General features: G+C 71.2%; 15 protein-coding genes. 8 read left to right on the forward strand and 7 right to left on the reverse strand.

What is annotated here, in order from left to right; translation table 11 throughout:
- Nucleotides 1-334 precede the first annotated feature (334 nt).
- Complete coding sequence (locus tag AC068Z_RS04535) at nt 335-1,222, reverse strand: NADP-dependent oxidoreductase (protein ID WP_478552166.1); 888 nt, start codon at nt 1,220-1,222, stop codon at nt 335-337.
- A 127-nt stretch (nt 1,223-1,349) separates the two neighbouring features.
- Between AC068Z_RS04535 and AC068Z_RS04540 the strand changes: the two genes are divergently transcribed.
- A complete protein-coding gene (locus AC068Z_RS04540; RefSeq protein WP_478552168.1) occupies nt 1,350-1,787 on the forward strand; it encodes a winged helix-turn-helix transcriptional regulator in 438 nt (145 codons plus the stop codon).
- Here the strand turns inward: AC068Z_RS04540 and AC068Z_RS04545 are convergent.
- On the reverse strand, nt 1,778-2,248 hold the full coding sequence (locus AC068Z_RS04545; RefSeq protein WP_478552170.1) for a hypothetical protein: 471 nt from the start codon (nt 2,246-2,248) through the stop codon (nt 1,778-1,780). The genes AC068Z_RS04540 and AC068Z_RS04545 overlap by 10 nt on opposite strands.
- Before the next feature lie 462 nt (nt 2,249-2,710).
- Here AC068Z_RS04545 and AC068Z_RS04550 point away from each other — a divergent pair, with 462 nt between their 5' ends.
- Nucleotides 2,711-3,046, forward strand: coding sequence for a YnfA family protein (locus tag AC068Z_RS04550; protein WP_478552172.1), 336 nt, complete (start codon nt 2,711-2,713; stop codon nt 3,044-3,046).
- A gap of 26 nt (nt 3,047-3,072) precedes the next feature.
- Here the strand turns inward: AC068Z_RS04550 and AC068Z_RS04555 are convergent, their stop codons facing one another.
- Nucleotides 3,073-3,501, reverse strand: a complete 429-nt coding sequence (locus tag AC068Z_RS04555) for an ester cyclase (protein ID WP_478552174.1) — start codon at nt 3,499-3,501, stop codon at nt 3,073-3,075.
- 240 nt (nt 3,502-3,741) lie between these two features.
- On the opposite strand from AC068Z_RS04555, the gene AC068Z_RS04560 reads away from it, so the two are divergent.
- Together AC068Z_RS04560 and AC068Z_RS04565 are read left to right on the forward strand one after the other, a co-directional pair.
- The gene (locus tag AC068Z_RS04560; RefSeq protein ID WP_478552176.1) at nt 3,742-4,518 is read left to right on the forward strand and encodes an SDR family NAD(P)-dependent oxidoreductase; all 777 of its coding nucleotides are present in this window, start codon (nt 3,742-3,744) and stop codon (nt 4,516-4,518) included.
- 84 nt (nt 4,519-4,602) lie between these two features.
- Entirely contained in the window at nt 4,603-5,868 is a 1,266-nt protein-coding gene (locus AC068Z_RS04565) for a GNAT family N-acetyltransferase (protein WP_478552178.1), read from the forward strand.
- 51 nt (nt 5,869-5,919) lie between these two features.
- On the opposite strand, the gene AC068Z_RS04570 is transcribed toward AC068Z_RS04565, so the two are convergent.
- On the reverse strand, nt 5,920-7,113 hold the full coding sequence (locus AC068Z_RS04570; protein WP_478552180.1) for an RtcB family protein: 1,194 nt from the start codon (nt 7,111-7,113) through the stop codon (nt 5,920-5,922).
- 170 nt (nt 7,114-7,283) lie between these two features.
- Here AC068Z_RS04570 and AC068Z_RS04575 point away from each other — a divergent pair, with 170 nt between their 5' ends.
- The 3 genes from AC068Z_RS04575 (at nt 7,284) to AC068Z_RS04585 (ending at nt 10,435) form a co-directional block, all read left to right on the forward strand.
- Nucleotides 7,284-8,153, forward strand: a complete 870-nt coding sequence (locus tag AC068Z_RS04575; RefSeq protein ID WP_478552296.1) for a DUF3558 domain-containing protein — start codon at nt 7,284-7,286, stop codon at nt 8,151-8,153.
- Nucleotides 8,154-8,262: 109 nt separating this feature from the next.
- Complete coding sequence (locus AC068Z_RS04580; RefSeq protein ID WP_478552182.1) at nt 8,263-9,120, forward strand: DUF3558 family protein; 858 nt, start codon at nt 8,263-8,265, stop codon at nt 9,118-9,120.
- 76 nt (nt 9,121-9,196) lie between these two features.
- Complete coding sequence (locus AC068Z_RS04585) at nt 9,197-10,435, forward strand: DUF2637 domain-containing protein (protein WP_478552183.1); 1,239 nt, start codon at nt 9,197-9,199, stop codon at nt 10,433-10,435.
- Between the two features lie 61 nt (nt 10,436-10,496).
- Here the strand turns inward: AC068Z_RS04585 and lysS are convergent, their stop codons facing one another.
- On the reverse strand, nt 10,497-12,239 hold the full coding sequence (lysS, locus tag AC068Z_RS04590; RefSeq protein WP_478552185.1) for a lysine--tRNA ligase: 1,743 nt from the start codon (nt 12,237-12,239) through the stop codon (nt 10,497-10,499).
- A gap of 207 nt (nt 12,240-12,446) precedes the next feature.
- On the opposite strand from lysS, the gene argS reads away from it, so the two are divergent.
- On the forward strand, nt 12,447-14,204 hold the full coding sequence (gene argS, locus AC068Z_RS04595) for an arginine--tRNA ligase (protein WP_478552187.1): 1,758 nt from the start codon (nt 12,447-12,449) through the stop codon (nt 14,202-14,204).
- A 71-nt stretch (nt 14,205-14,275) separates the two neighbouring features.
- Here argS and AC068Z_RS04600 read toward each other — a convergent pair whose 3' ends face one another.
- Together AC068Z_RS04600 and AC068Z_RS04605 are read right to left on the reverse strand one after the other, a co-directional pair.
- Nucleotides 14,276-15,076 carry an arylamine N-acetyltransferase family protein gene (locus tag AC068Z_RS04600; protein ID WP_478552189.1) on the reverse strand — a complete coding sequence of 267 codons (801 nt, stop codon included), beginning with the start codon at nt 15,074-15,076 and terminating at the stop codon, nt 14,276-14,278.
- A gap of 71 nt (nt 15,077-15,147) precedes the next feature.
- Nucleotides 15,148-16,368, reverse strand: coding sequence for an aminotransferase-like domain-containing protein (locus tag AC068Z_RS04605; protein WP_478552191.1), 1,221 nt, complete (start codon nt 16,366-16,368; stop codon nt 15,148-15,150).
- Nucleotides 16,369-16,377: the final 9 nt, after the last annotated feature.

Here is a 16,377-nt window from a genome sequence, read left to right on the forward strand (position 1 = left end):
ACGCTGGGCGGCCCCGCTGTACCCGCGAAGCCACCGCGGCCCCCAACCAGCGGCACCACTGAACCCGCGAAGCTGCAGGCAGTCGTACCACTGGGGCGGCCCCCACCCAACCACCGGCACCACTGAACCCGCGTAGCTGCAGGCAGTCGTACCACTGGGGCGGCCCCCACCCAACCACCGGCACCACTGAACCCGCGTAGCTGCGGGAAGTCGTGCCGCTGGGGCGGCACGGGTGGGCGCAGCGGCACCCCGCCAGCGCGGGCGAGCAAAACCCACCCCCACCCCAGCCACGACGCACCCGCACCCGAAGCCGCACCCCCGCCCGCCCCACAGCTCACGGCACCAGCACCACCCGCCCCCGCAGGCCCCCCTCCCCCAGCCGCACATGGGCCTTCACCGCGTCGTCCAAGGCGTACGTCGAGTCCACGCGAAGTGTCAGGACCCCGTCCTCCACCAGCCGGACCAGCTCCCCCAGCCGCGCCCCGTCCGCGTTCACCTCGACCGCCCCGACCCGGACCCCCCGCACAGCCTCGGGTTCGGCCCGCGGAATCACCCCGGCGTACACACCCCCGTCCCGCACCCACTCCAGCGCCGCCGCCCCCAACACCGCGGCGTCCAACACGGCATCGAAACCGCGCGCCCGCCCCTCACTCACGAACTCGGAAGCCCCCAGCGACCGTACGAGCTCCTCGTCCCGCTCCCGAGCCATCCCGGTCACCGATATCCCACGATGCGCGGCGAGTTGGACGGCGTACCCGCCCACCGCCCCCGCGGCCCCCGTCACCAGCAGCGAATCCCCCGCCGCCACCCCCAGCTGATCCAGCGCCTGCGAGGCGGTCAACGCGTTCAGCGGCAGCGTCGCCGCCGCGACGGCGTCCACCCCCGCCGGCGCCAACGCCACCGCGTCCGCCGACACCACGACGTACTCCGCATGCGTCCCCAGCGGATTCGCCATGCCGTAGTCGAGCGCCACCACCTGGTCCCCCGCGCTCCACGAGCTCGCCACGCCCACCGCGTCCACGGTCCCGGCCACGTCCCACCCGAGCCCGATCGTCTTCCCGGCGCCCCCGAAGACACCCGACCGCACCCCGGCGTCCACCGGGTTCAGCCCCGCCGCCGCCACCTTGATCCGCACCTGACCAGCACCCGGCTCGGGCACCGCGCGCTCCACCACCCGCACGACCTCGGGCCCACCGAACTCCGTCACCACAGCAGCACGCACGACCGACCACTCCCTGTGTCACAGTCCCGCCGCGGAACCTCTCCGCGGCTGACCGCAACCCTAGGAAGAGTTACTATCCAGGAGGAAGTAGTTACCCGAAGGTGCGTACATACCCCGGAGGTGAGCCATGGCGACCATGACGGCGGCACAGCGGCGCGAGCAGGCCCGCGTGGAGTACGACGCGTTCATCAAGGGCTGCCCCACCAACCAGCTCCTGGACCGCCTCAGCGACAAATGGGTCAGCCTGATCGTCGCCGCCCTCTCCGGGGGCCCGATGCGCTACAGCGACCTCGGCCGCAAGATCGCCGGCGTGAGCCCCAAGATGCTCACCCAGACCCTGCGCACCCTGGAACGCGACGGCATCCTCACCCGCAGCGTCACCCCGTCCGTCCCGGTCCGCGTCGACTACGAGCTCACCCCGCTCGGCAGCAGCCTGGCCGTGCTGCTGACCGCGGTGATGGACTGGGCGGAGGCGAACATCGACCAGGTCCACACGGCCCGCGAGCGCTACGACAGCGAGAACCAGGAGACCGCCTCCATGCAGAGGCAGGCCGCTCAGAAGTAGTACGCGTCCCCCGTGTCCAGGATCAGCACCCGCCGCCGGTCGTTGCCCGGATTACGGTCCACCGCCCCACCGCTCCACACCGTGTCGATCTCCAGCCGCACCTCCGTCGGCACCCCCCGCAGCCCCACCCGCAACGCGATCCGCTCCCCGACCTCGTCCGCCGACAGCGCCCCCACCCGGCACAGCACCGCCCGCTCCCCGGCTCGCGCGCAGCCGTCGGGGAGTCGCTGCCGGTTGGCGAGCGGCTGCGACCAGCGCAGCCGTACCGTCGCGTCCGGGACCGCCGAAGGCCCGTGGTTGCGCGGGGTGAAGCGCAGCTCGACCTGCCCCGAGTACAGCGCCGCGACCCCGTGATAGGCGAGGTCGGCCTCCGGCCCCTGCCCGGCGACGGCACCCGACCCGCCCACCGTCACCGCCAGCACCGCCGCGATCCCCGCGCCGAGCATCCGCCCACGCCGCATACCGCCCACTCCCACCACTCCCGTGATCCGTCCCCGATGTCGTGACGTCGTACGGATGTATCCCACGGGAAGCGAAAGCCAGGCGCCGTCCATCAGGTGACGCCCTCGGCACGGAGACGCCCTGGGCGCGGGTGCCGCCCCGGCGCGGGTGCCGCCCCCGGCGCGGGTGCCGCCCCCGGTGCCAGTTCGCCCCGGCGCAGGTACTGCCCCCGGTGCCAATTCGCCCCGGCACAGGTGCCGCCCCGCGCGGGGAACAGCCCTACGCGCGGATGCACCCCCCGGCGCAGGTGCCACCCCCGGTGCCAGTTCGCCTCCGGCACAGGTGCCGCCCCGCGCAGGGAACAGCCCTAAGCGCAGGTGACGCCCCCCGTGCCGGTTCGCCCCCGGCGCAGGTGGCAGCCCCCGGCGCAGATGACGCCCTCGGCCGACGGTCCGCGGACAGTCGTATGCCAAGCTTCCGGCATGCTCGTCTTGCGCTCCGCCGCCCTGTTCGCCGTCGCCGCGCTGTTCGAGATCGGCGGCGCCTGGCTGGTCTGGCAGGGCGTACGGGAACACCGCGGCTGGATCTGGATCGGCGGCGGCGTCCTCGCCCTCGGCGCCTACGGTTTCGTCGCCACCCTCCAGCCGGACGCCAACTTCGGCCGCATCCTCGCCGCGTACGGCGGGGTCTTCGTCGCCGGCTCCCTGGCCTGGGGCATGGTCGCGGACGGCTTCCGGCCCGACCGCTGGGACGTCACGGGCGCGCTGATCTGCCTCGCGGGAATGGCCGTGATCATGTACGCGCCGCGAGGCAGCTGACCTCAGCCGTCACCGAGTCAGGGAGTTCAGCCCTCCGGCATCAGCCCCAGCTGCTCCATGAACTCCATCTCGTCGAAGTACAGCCGGTAGTCGACGATGTGTCCGCTGCCGTCGACGGTCGCGAAGTCCACCCCGCGGATCCTGATCTCCTTCTGCGTGGCGGGCAGCGTCTCCCCGTTGGGCAACTGGATCGGCCCCGTGTTGCGCCCGGTGAAGTACCCCTCGTCGATGGCCGTGTCACCGACCTCGTACGCGTGCACCGACTCATAACTGCCGTCCGGGATCGCCTCCGTCATCTGCCGCCAGTACGCGACGATGTCGTCCCGCCCGTGGAGCTCACCGCCGTCGGGGGTGACGGCAACCGCGTCCTGCGCGTACAGCTCGGTGAGGGTCTTGGAGTCCGCCGTGGTGATCGCTTCGGTCAGCCGGTCCATGACCTCGCGCGCCTGTCCCATGGTCCACCTCCGGTACGGGAGAATCACCCCCCTCATTTTCCCACCGAAGCCCCGGCCCCACCGCTCACGGACCGAGACCGCGCACCGTTCGCCGGGACCACCGACCCGCACCCCGCCCCACCCGCCTATCCTGGCCGGACAGCCTTCCGGCCGACCCTGCCGACCGACCCTTCCGACCGAGCCTTCCGACCGACCCTGCCGACCGAGCCTTCCGGCCAAGCCGTCCCAAGGAGCAGCCCCATGGCACCCGCCGCCCCCTCCGCCGCCTCCCGCATCGCCGTAGTCACCGGTGCGAGCAGCGGAATCGGCGCCGCCACCGCACGGCAGCTCGCCGCGGCCGGCTACCGGGTCGTCCTGACCGCCCGCCGCAAGGACCGCATCGAGGCGCTGGCCGAGGAGATCGGCGCGGCCGGGCACTCGGCCACGGCGTACCAGCTGGACGTGACCGACCGCGCGGCCGTCGACGAGTTCGCCACGGCCTTCCAGGCGATCGGCGTCCTGGTCAACAACGCGGGCGGCGCCCTCGGTGCCGACCCGGTGGCCACCGGCGACCCGGCCGACTGGCGCACGATGTACGAGACCAACGTCATCGGCACCCTCAACCTCACCCAGGCCCTGCTGCCGAAGCTGGAGGCGAGCGGCGACGGCACGGTGGTCGTCGTCTCCTCCACCGCCGGGCACGGTACGTACGAGGGCGGCGGGGGCTACGTCGCCGCCAAGCACGGCGCCCACGTCCTCGCGGAGACCCTCCGGCTGGAGATCGTCGGCCGCCCGGTCCGCGTCATCGAGGTCGCGCCCGGCATGGTGAAGACCGACGAGTTCGCGCTCACCCGCTTCGGCGGCGACAAGGACCGGGCCGAGAAGGTCTACGCGGGCGTGGCCGAGCCCCTCTCCGCCGACGACGTCGCCGACACCATCACCTGGGCCGTGACCCGCCCGAGCCACGTCAACATCGACCTGCTGGTCGTCCGCCCGCGCGCCCAGGCCTCCAACACGAAGGTCCACCGGGACCTGTGAGCCCCGAGCGGCGCGTCGTGGCGTTCGTCATGATCCACGCGGTATCGCGGGCGCCGCGGCGGAACCCGACGTAGAACGACGGTTGTGGACAGACACCTTCGCTTCGACGCCCTGCACAACTTCCGCGACCTGGGCGGCTACCGGACGACGGACGGCCGCCGCGTCCGCCCCGGCCGCCTCTACCGCGCCGACTCCCTCGGCAAGCTGGCCGAGGGCACCGAGGACTGGTCCCGCTTCCTCGCCCTGGGCATCCGCACGGTGATCGACCTGCGCTACCCCTGGGAGATCGAGTCCCGAGGACGGGTCCCGGACCACGCGTCGCTCACGTACCGCAACCTCAGCATCGAGCACCGCCCCTACAACCAGGCGGCGTTGACGCCGGACATCGAGGCGGGCCCCTATCTGGCGGAGCGCTTCATGGAGGTGGCGGAGGACGGCACCGAGGAGATCCGGCAGGCCCTCGAACTGATCGCGAAATCGGCGGAGTCGGACGAGCCCCTGGTCTTCCACTGCGCCTCGGGCAAGGACCGTACGGGCGAACTGGCGGCCCTGGTCCTGTCGTTGCTCGGCGTCGACGAGCGGACGATCATCGAGGACTTCAGCCTGACGGAGCTGGCGACACAGGCGCTGCTGGCGGACTGGCGAGCCCGCAACGACGGCCGCGACCCCCTCTGGCCTGACTTCGCCCGGGCCCCGGAATCGGTGATGCGCCTGTTCCTGGGGGCCCTGAAGGAGCGCTACGGCTCGGTAGAGGGCTATGTGACCCATGCCCTGTCCATGGACGCGGAGGCCGTGGCCCACAGCCTGCGCAGCACCCTCCTGGAGCAACCGCCGACCATATGGCCGGAGTTGACCTACCGCAGGGCGACGGAGGCGGACGCCCCCGACCTGGTCCGCCTCCGTGACTCGGCGGCGCTGTGGCAACTGGCCCGGGGAATCGACCAGTGGAAGCCGGGCGAGAAGGACGAGACCCACTTCCGGACCCGCGTCCGGGAGGGCGAGGTCTGGCTGGCGTACGCGGGCGACCACCTGACCGGCGCCTGCGAACTGTGGTGGACCGACCCGGCGGCTTGGGGCCCCCGCCCACCGGACGCGGGCTACATCCACCGCCTGATGACCACGCCCCACACAGCCCCGCCCGGCACCGGCCGCGCACTCCTGACCCAGGTGGAATCCCGCATCACCGCGAAGGACCGCCCCTACGCCCGCCTGGACTGCCTCTCCTCCAACCCCCGCCTGCGCGCGTACTACGAGTCCGCGGGCTACGAGGTGGTCGGCGAACAAAGCGCGAAGACCGACGGCCCGGGAAGCCCGTACGCGGTGACCCTGCTGGAGAAGAAGCTGACGTGACAGCGAAAGGGCCCCGGCCTTCGCCGGGGTCCTTCACACACCGCACAGGCGTCAGCCCTTCACGCACACGACCTGCTTCAGCTTCGCCACCACCTCGACCAGGTCCCGCTGCTGATCGATGACCTGCTCGATCGGCTTGTAGGCGCCCGGGATCTCGTCCACGACACCGGAGTCCTTACGGCACTCCACGCCCCGCGTCTGCTCCTCCAGGTCCTTGGTCGAGAAGCGGCGCTTCGCGGCGTTGCGGCTCATGCGCCGACCCGCGCCGTGCGAGGCCGAGTTGAAGGACAGCGGGTTCCCGAGGCCCTTCACGATGTACGAACCCGTGCCCATAGAGCCCGGGATGATGCCGTACTCGCCGGAGCCGGCCCGGATCGCGCCCTTACGGGTCACGAGCAGGTCCATGCCCTCGTAGCGCTCCTCGGCCACGTAGTTGTGGTGCGCGCTGATCTCCGGCTCGAAGGTCGGCTTCGCCTTCTTGAACTCCTTGCGGACCACGTCCTTCAGGAGCGCCATCATGATCGAGCGGTTGTACTTCGCGTACGCCTGAGCCCAGAACAGGTCGTTGCGGTACGCCGCCATCTGCGGGGTGTCCGCGACGAAGACGGCGAGGTCCCGGTCGACCAGGCCCTGGTTGTGCGGCAGCTTCTGGGCCACACCGATGTGGAACTCGGCGAGCTCCTTGCCGATGTTCCGGGAACCGGAGTGCAGCATCAGCCAGACGGCGCCCTCGGTGTCGGTGCACACCTCGACGAAGTGGTTGCCCCCGCCGAGCGTTCCCATCTGCTTGGTGGCCCGCTCCTCGCGGAACTTCACCGCGTCCGCGACCCCGTCGAACCGCCCCCAGAAGTCGTCCCACCCCGCAGTACCGAAGCCGTGCAGCCGCCCCGGGTCGACCGGGTCGTCGTGCATCCCCCGCCCCACCGGAATCGCCTGCTCGATCTTCGACCGGAGCCGGGACAGATCCCCCGGCAGGTCGTTCGCCGTGAGGGACGTCTTCACCGCCGACATTCCGCAGCCGATGTCGACGCCGACCGCCGCCGGGCACACCGCGCCCCGCATCGCGATCACCGAGCCGACCGTCGCGCCCTTGCCGTAGTGGACGTCCGGCATGACCGCCAGGCCCTTGATCCACGGCAGGGTCGCCACGTTCCGCAGCTGCTGGAGCGCCACGTCCTCCACCGTCGCGGGGTCGGTCCACATCCGGATCGGCACCTTCGCGCCCGGCATTTCCACGTACGACATATCTTCCTCATTCCCCCGGAAAGCCACACAAGTCGCAAATCGCAAAACCGGCGCCAAGGTCAACGAATGGGACATCGGACCGGCGTTCACGGCAGTGCGTGCGATAGACATTGTCTCCAGGGGCCGCCCCCACCCCGCAAACGATGAAGCCGCAGCGAGAGGAGCCGACCGTGCAGCGGAAGGCGTACGTATCCGGCGCCGCCGCGCTCCTCGCGGCGCTGCTGGCCGGCTGCACCGGCAGCTCCACGGACGGCGGGCCGACGGACGACTCCAACCCCGGCGACTCCGGTACGGCGACGGCGGCGGCCGAGCCCGGCCGCTACCGCACCCTCCCGGAACCCTGCGGCGCGGTCGACCCCGACACCCTCGACACCCTTCTCCCCGGCATCCCGGAGATCGCCGACGAGGAGCAGCGCGAGAAGGCCTACGAGGGCACCGCGACCCTCACCTACGACACCGACCGCAAGGTCGGCTGCCGCTGGAAGGTGGAGTCGGCCGACGCGACCGACCATCTCTTCATCGACTTCGAGCGCGTGGTGTCGTACGACAACGCCGTCAGCGACGACAGCCAGGCCGAGCAGGTCTTCGCGACCCAGGTGGCGGCGGCCGACCTGCCCGAGCCGACCGTCACGCAGACCGAGTCCCCGGCCACCGAGTCCCCCGAGACCGGCTCCGGCAGCCCCAGCACCACCCCCGGCGACTCCGCGTCCGCCTCCGCGAGCCCCTCGGGCTCCGCCTCGGGTTCCGCCTCGGAGACCTCCTCGTCCCCCTCCTCCACCCCCAGCGACACCCCCACCGACCTCCAGCCGCGTGTCCTCGAGGACTTGGGCGACGAGGCCTTCCTGGACGACGTGTTGAGCAGCGCCGGTTCAACGGCCCAGCAGCGCACGGTGACTGTGGCGTTCCGCACGTCCAACGTCATCGTGACCATCCAGTACGAGGAGCAGCCGGCCACCGTCGGCACCACCCCGGACAGCCAGGAAATGCAGGACAGGGCCCGGAATCTGGCGGCCGAGCTGGCGGAGTCGCTGGGCGGCTGAGGCCCGTCGGGGGCCGTTTGTGAAGACGGCGAAACAGAAACACACGGCTTGCTCACCGCGTACCGTGGCCCCTCGGACCCGATCCGACCGCAGGAGCACGAGCAGCGCGATGAGTGAAGGAACCATGCAGCGACCAGCACAGCGAGAGCAGTTCGACCAGCGAGCGAAGCGCCTGAGCCGCGTCTTTCTCGGCGCGGCCGCCGTCCCCGTGATGCTGATCGCCGCAGGCTGCTCCTCCGACTCCGGCTCCGACGACACCGCCAAGGGCTCGAGCGCCGGCGCCTCGGCCTCCGCGAGCCCGTCGCCGACCGTGCAGGCGGCCGCGTACGACAGCCTCCCCGAGGCCTGTGACGTGCTGGCGAAGGACACATTGGGTGATCTGGTGCCGAAGGCGGGCAAGTCCGGCAAGGAGGGCACCTCCAACGACACCTCCACGCGCGCCAGCTGCTCCTGGAGCAGCCTGGACAACAACGGCGTGGACGGCTCCCAGTTCCGCTGGCTGAACGTCTCCCTGCTGCGCTTCGAGTCCGACGTCACGCGCGGCGCGGGCGACGAGCTGGCGCAGGAGTACTACGCCAAGCAGGTCGAGGACGTCCAGGCGGTGGACGGCGCGAAGAACGTGAAGTCGGAGCCGGTCTCCGGGACGGGCGACGAGGCGACGGCCGTGCGCTACGACCTGAAGAAGAAGGAAGGCTCCTTCAAGCAGCAGACGATCGTGGCCCGGGTCGAGAACGTCGTCGTCACCGTCGACTACAACGGCGCGGGTCTCGCCGGTGAGAAGACGCCGAGCGCGGACACCCTCACCAAGCTGGCACAGAAGGCCGCAAAGGAGGCGGTGGCGGCCGTGACAAAGGCGAACGGAAAGGGCGAAGGCGCCGCGAGCGCCAACCCGTCCGAGCCGTCCTCCGAGTCGTCCTCGAAGTCCTCGTCGAAGCCGTCGTCCAAGGCCTCGTCGAAGACGACCTGACCTACCGGCGACACGTTCGCCGCACTGATGTGCCACCCTGTTGCGCGCAACAACACGCAAGGGGAGGGGAGTACGAGTGGCCGGGCCACCGCAACTGACCCGGACACACCGCGTTCTCATCGGCGTGGTGGTGTTCGGCGCAGTGATCATCGCCGGTATCGGCTTCGCCGGTTCGTACGCGGCAGTCCGTGAGCTGGCCATCCAAAAGGGCTTCGGGGACTTCAGTTACGTCTTCCCGATCGGCATCGACGCGGGGATCTGCGTCCTGCTCGCCCTGGACCTGCTCCTGACCTGGATCAGAATCCCCTTCCCCCTGCTGCGCCAGACGGCATGGCTGCTCACCGCGGCGACGATCGCCTTCAACGGCGCGGCGGCCTGGCCGGACCCGCTGGGCGTCGGCATGCACGCGGTGATCCCGGTCCTGTTCGTGGTGGCGGTGGAAGCCGCCCGGCACGCGATCGGCCGGATCGCGGACATCACGGCGGACAAGCACATGGAGGGCGTCCGCCTCACCCGCTGGCTGCTGAGCCCGGTGCCGACGTTCCTCCTGTGGCGCCGAATGAAGCTGTGGGAGCTGCGCTCCTACGAGCAGGTCATCAAGCTGGAGCAGGAACGTCTCGTCTACCAGGCTCGCCTGCGCTCCCGTTACGGCCGGTCCTGGCGCCGCAAGGCCCCGGTGGAGTCCCTGATGCCGCTGCGCCTGGCCAAGTACGGCGTCCCCCTGGCGGAAACAGCCCCGGCGGGCCTGGCGGCGGCGGGCATAGAACCGGTGCTGATACCCGCCGCGGACGTAGCCGCGGGCAGTCGTGCCGCTGGGGCGGCGCCCGTCCCCGTGATGAGCGCACCTCCCAGCGATCAGCGCCCCCAACTGGTCAGCAACCAGTACCCCGAGCAACTCGACTACGAGCCCGAGCCGGAGGAAAGCCCCTGGCTCCACGCCAGGCACCCCGAGCAGATCGAGTACCACGGCGGCTACGACCCCGACTTCGAGTGGCACCACGAAGAGCCCCCGGCGCCCGAACCCGAGCCCTCCCCGGAGGAGACCGGCAGCTTCCCCATCCCGGTGGCCCCCGGCCGTACCCGAGAACTGGGCGAGGGCGGCGGCACACTTCCGGCCGAACCGGACGAGGACGCCTTCTACCAGGTCTTCCGTGAGTCGATAAAGAGCGGAAACGGCGCCCCCACCCCCCGCGGCTTCATGGCCGATGTGGAGGCGACCTACGGCATCACCCTCCCCGAGGCGGAGGCCAAGCGCATGGTGAACCGCTTCTCCAACCGCCTCAACGCGGAACTGGCGGACGAACACATCGCGTAACCGCGTGACCCATGGAAAAGGGGCCCTCCGCAGCCAGAGGGCCCCTTTTCCGTACGTACAGCTACTCCCCGAGCAGGGCCCGCACCCGCTCCTGGCCCACGGCCAGCAGCAGCGTGGGCAGCCGGGGACCGGTGTCCCGCCCGACCAGCAGGTGGTACAGCAGCGCGAAGAACGTCCGCTGGGCCGTCTTGATCTCCGGCGGCAGCTCCTTGGGCGTGGCGTCCGCCGAGAACCCGGCCTGCACCTTGGGCACGCCGTAGACGAGATGCGTCAGCCCGTCGAGGGACCAGTGCGACTCGAGGCCGTCGAGGAGCAGCCGCAGCGACTGCCGGGACGCCTCGTCGAGGGACTTCAGCAGTTCCGCGTCGGGCTCGGAGCGCACGATCGTCCGCTGGTCGGCGGGGACGTGCGTGTTGATCCAGGCCTCGGCCTTGTCGTACCGCGGACGGGCCTCGTCCAGTGAGCCGAGCGGGTCGGAGGGGTCCAGCTCGGACAGGATCCGCAGCGCCTGGTCCTCGTGCCCGGCGGTGATGTCGGCGACGGACGCGAGGGTCCGGTACGGCATCGGCCGCGCCGTACGGGGCAGCTCGCCGCCCGCCGTGCGCACCGCGCGGGAGTGCGCGGCGGCGTCCGCCGGGAGCACCGATCCGTCGGCCACCTTGGCGTCCAGCTTGTCCCACTCGTCGTAGAGCCGCTGGATCTCCTGGTCGAAGGCGATCTTGAAGGACTGGTTGGGCCGGCGGCGGGCGTACAGCCAGCGCAGCAGCTGCGGCTCCATGATCTGGAGCGCGTCCGCCGGGGTGGGCACCCCGCCCCGGGAGGACGACATCTTCGCCATGCCGGAGATGCCGACGAAGGCGTACATCGGGCCGATCGGCTGCTTGCCGCCGAAGATCCCGACGATCTGCCCGCCGACCTGGAACGACGAGCCGGGCGAGGAGTGGTCGACGCCGGACGGCTCGAAGACGACGCCCTCGTAGGCCCAGCGCATGGGCCAGTCGACCTTCCAGACCAGCTTGCCGCGGTTGAACTCGTTCAGCCGGACGGTCTCGGCGAAGCCGCACACCGTGCAGGTGTACGACAGCTCGGTGGTCTCGTCCTCGTAGGAGGTGACCGTGGTCAGGTCCTTCTCGCAGTTGCCGCAGTACGGCTTGTACGGGAAGTACCCGGCCGAGCCGGAGCTGCCGTCGTCCTCGGCGGCGGCCCCCGACCCCTCGGCGGCCTCCAGCTCGGCCTCGTCGACGGGCTTCTGCGACTTCTTGCCCGGTGCCTTCTTGGTCCGGTACTGGTCGAGGATCGCGTCGATGTCGGCGCGGTGCTTCATGGCGTGCAGGATCTGCTCGCGGTAGACACCGGAGGTGTACTGCGCGGTCTGGCTGATCCCGTCGAACTCCACGCCCAGCTCGGCCAGCGACTCGACCATCGCGGCCTTGAAGTGCTCGGCCCAGTTCGGGTACGCCGAGCCCTTCGGCGCGGGCACCGAGGTGAGCGGCTTGCCGATGTGCTCCTCCCAGGCCTTCTCGTCCACCCCGGCGATGCCCTTGGGCACCTTGCGGTAGCGGTCGTAGTCGTCCCAGGAGATCAGGTGCCGGACCTGGTGCCCGCGCCGCCGGATCTCGTCGGCGACGAGGTGGGGCGTCATGACCTCGCGGAGGTTGCCCAGGTGAATGGGCCCGGAGGGGGAGAGTCCGGAGGCGACGACGACCGGTTTGCCCGGGGCCCGACGCTCCGACTCCTCGATGACCTCATCCGCGAAACGGGAGACCCAGTCGGTGGTCTCGGTGCTCTGAGCCACGATCGGCACGTCCTTCTTTCTCCAGGGCAGCCAGTACGGTCAAAAGGGCTGCGCCCCAAGTCTAGGCGGCGTCCAGGCGGCGCAGCCGCCTGGTTTTGAGGGGCGCGGGGAACTGCGCGACCAGCCTCCACGGCGCCGCACGCGCAAAATCCCCTTTGACCCCCATGAAATACTGACGTCGTCTATCCATCCCACGAGGAGAACGGCTCCCACCAAATGGCCTCGGTCACGTCGCTCACCGATCTCGTCAACCAGCGCCTCGCGTCCGCCCTGTCTGCCGCCCTGCCGGAGACCGACGCGGACCCTCTGCTGCGACGTAGCGACCGGGCCGACTTCCAGGCCAACGGCATCCTCGCGCTCGCCAAGAAGGCGAAGGCGAACCCGCGGGAGCTGGCGACGCAGGTCGTGGGCAACATCGTCACCGGTGATGTGATCAAGGACGTCGAGGTCTCCGGGCCCGGCTTCCTGAACATCACCGTCAGCGACACGGCTCTCACCGAGACCCTGGCCGCCCGCGCCGCCGACGACCGGCTCGGCGTGCCGCTGAAGGAGACCCCGGGCGTCACGGTCATCGACTACGCCCAGCCGAACGTGGCGAAGGAGATGCACGTCGGCCACCTCCGCTCAGCGGTGATCGGCGACGCCCTGCGCGGCATGCTCGACTTCACCGGCGAGAAGACGATCGGCCGGCACCACATCGGCGACTGGGGCACCCAGTTCGGCATGCTCATCCAGTACCTGATGGAGCACCCGGGCGAGCTGGCCCCGCCGTCGGAGGTCGACGGCGCCGAGGCGATGAGCAACCTGAACCGCGTCTACAAGGCCTCGCGTGCGGTCTTCGACTCGGACGACGAGTTCAAGGAGCGGGCCAGGAAGCGGGTCGTCGCCCTCCAGTCCGGTGACAAGGAGACGCTCGAACTGTGGCAGCAGTTCGTGGACGAGTCGAAGGTGTACTTCTACTCGGTCTTCGAGAAGCTGGACATGGAGATCCGGGACGACGAGATCGTCGGTGAGTCGGCGTACAACGACGGCATGCCGGAGACCGCCCGCCTCCTGGAGGAGATGGGCGTCGCGGTCCGCTCCGAGGGCGCGCTCGTGGTGTTCTTCGACGAGATCCGCGGCAAGGACGACCAGCCGGTCCCGCTGATCGTGCAGAAGGCGGACGGCGGCTTCGGCTACGCGGCCTCCGACCTCACCGCGATCCGCAACCGCGTGGTCGACCTGGACGCCACGACCCTGCTCTACGTCGTGGACGTACGGCAGTCCCTGCACTTCAGGATGGTCTTCGAGACCGCCCGCCGGGCCGGCTGGCTGAGCGACGAGGTCACCGCGCACAACATGGGCTACGGCACCGTGCTGGGCGCGGACGGCAAGCCGTTCAAGACGCGTGCGGGCGAGACCGTACGGCTGGAGGACCTGCTCGACGAGGCCGTCGAGCGGGCCACCGCGGTCGTCCGGGAGAAGGCCGAGAAGGTGGGCCTGTCCGAGGAGGAGATCGTCGAGAACGGCCGCTACGTCGGCATCGGCGCCGTGAAGTACGCGGACCTGTCGACCTCGGCGAGCCGGGACTACAAGTTCGACCTGGACCAGATGGTCTCGCTCAACGGCGACACCAGCGTGTACCTCCAGTACGCGTACGCCCGGATCAAGTCGATCCTGCGCAAGGCCGACAGCACCGAGCCGAAGGCCCACCCGGAGCTGGAACTGGCCCCCGCCGAGCGGGCGCTGGGTCTGCACCTGGACTCGTTCGGCGCGACGGTCTTCGAGGCCTCGGCGGAGTACGCGCCGCACAAGGTGGCCGCGTACCTGTACCAGCTGGCCTCGCTGTTCACGACGTTCTACGACCAGTGCCCGGTCCTGAAGGCCGACACCGCCGAGCAGACGGAGAACCGGCTGTTCCTGTGCGACCTGACGGCCCGGACCCTCCACCAGGGCATGGCCCTGCTGGGCATCCGGACCCCCGAGCGGCTCTAGCGGCGCACAACCGACGGCCCGTCCTCTCCCCCGCGGGAGGACGGGCCGCGGCGTTTCCGGGCCCGCGCGGATCAGGGCGCGAGGATCCCGAACTCCTCCTCCAACAGCCGCTCGACGTCCTCCTCGGCGACTTTGCGCTCGGTGACCGTGCCGTCGGCGTGGGTCTCGGTGAGCAGGTCGCCGTGGAGGAGGACGTAGCGGTCGGCGGTCACGCGCTGGACGTAGCGGCTCTGGGTGAACGGGGAGCGCGGGTTCGTCCCGACGTGCCAGTTGAACACCTCGTAGTCCGGCGCCTCGCAGGGGTCCAGGGTGAAGGCGTACTGCCGCACCCAGTCCCGCCCGTCGTGCGCCTCCAGCACCCACAGCTCCAGCGGCCCGTCGTACGGGGCGTGGACCAGGCGGTGCCGACGGCCCGCGCCGGCGAACTCGACGCCGGTGGCCAGCGGCACCGGTTCCAGCAGGGCGCCGATCGCCCCGAAGCCCACGTCGGCGAGGTAGGGCTGCGGGTCGCCGGGAGCGTGCACGACCAGGGTCATGTGGGTGCGCGGGCGGCTCTCCGGCCGGTCCGCGCCGAGGACGACGCGCGCGGCGAGGCCGGTCACCCGGAAGCCGAGGGCCTCCAGGGCGTGCCGGAAGAGGGTGTTGTGCTCGTAGCAGTAGCCGCCGCGGCGGCCGTGGACCAGCTTGGTCATCAGATCGCCGAGGGCCAGCGACGGCGCCCGGCCGCCGACCGGGTCCAGGTTCTCGAAGGGAATGGCCCGGGAGTGCGCCAGGTGGACACCGGCCAGGGTGGCCGGATCGGCCCTGCGCTCCCCTTCCCAACCGATGCGGCCGAGATACGCGTCGAGGTCGAACTCCACTGTGTCGGACATGCCGTAACCCTAGGCAGCCCACCCTTTCCGCGTCCGCCGTCCACAGCACCAACCGTCCCGGGACTTACGGCCTAGGCCTCCTGGCCGCGCAGCCCCCGTCCCAGCCTCCGCAGTCCCTCCGCGATCCGCTCCGGCGTCTCCGTGACGAAGCACAGGCGCAGGGTCGAGCGGTCGGGCTCGCCGGCGTGGAAGGGCGCGCCGGGGACGTAGGCGACGTCCTCGCGGACGACCTCCGGCAACAGCGCGCCCGTGTCGTACGACTCCGGCAGCCGGGCCCAGAGGAACATGCCGCCCTCGGGGCGGTTCCAGGCCGATCCGGGCGGGAGGGCTTCGGCGAGGCCGGCGAGCATGGCGTCGCGGCGTTCGCCGTAGACGCGGGCCACGCGGGAGACGTGCGCGTCCAGGTCCCGGTCGGCCAGGTAGCGGGCGGCGGCGAGCTGGTTGACGGTCGGGGTGTGCAGATCGGCGGCCTGCTTGGCGACGGCGCAGGCGCGGCGCAGCGCGGCCGGGGCGCGCAGCCAGCCGAGCCGCAGGCCCGGCGCCATGACCTTGGAGAAGGAGCCGAGCAGCACGGTCCGGTCCTCGCCGCCCGGGCAGGCGGCGATCCACGGCACCCGCTCGCCCTCGAAGCGCAGCTCGCCGTACGGGTCGTCCTCGACGATCCACAGCCCGTGCCGGGCGGCGACGGCGGCCACGGCGGTGCGGCGGGCGGTGGGCATGGTGCGGCCGGTGGGGTTCTGGAAGGTGGGGACGGTGTAGAGGAGCTTGGGCCGCTCGCGCAGCACCAGCTCCTCCAGCGCGGCGGGGTCGACGCCGTCCCCGTCGCCCGGCACGGCCACGACCCGGGCGCCGGTGAACCCGAAGGCCTGGAGCGCCGCGAGGTAGCAGGGGTTCTCGACCAGCACGGTGTCCCCGGGCTCCAGCAGCGCGGTGGCGAGCAGGGAGAGCGCCTGCTGGGAGCCGGTGGTGACGAGGACGTCGTCGGCGTCGGTGGGCAGCCCCCGTTCCGACATCCGCGCGGCGAGCGCGGCCCGCAGCACCGGCTCGCCCTCGGTCGTGGAGTACTGGAGCGCCCGCGCGGGCGCCTCCGTGAGCACCGCCCGGAAGGCGTCGGCGATGCCCTCGGTGTCGAACAGCTCAGGCGCCGGGAGACCGCCCGCGAAGTTGATCACCTCGGGCCGCGCGGTGACCGCCAGGATGTCCCGTACCGGCGACCCGCCGATGGACCGGGCCCGCGAGGCGAGCGGGGGAACGGGCGCGGGGCGGGACGGCGCGGGCTCGACGACGGTCACGTGGCGGCT

The sequence above is a fragment of the Streptomyces sp. NPDC043726 genome, from assembly GCF_056436565.1.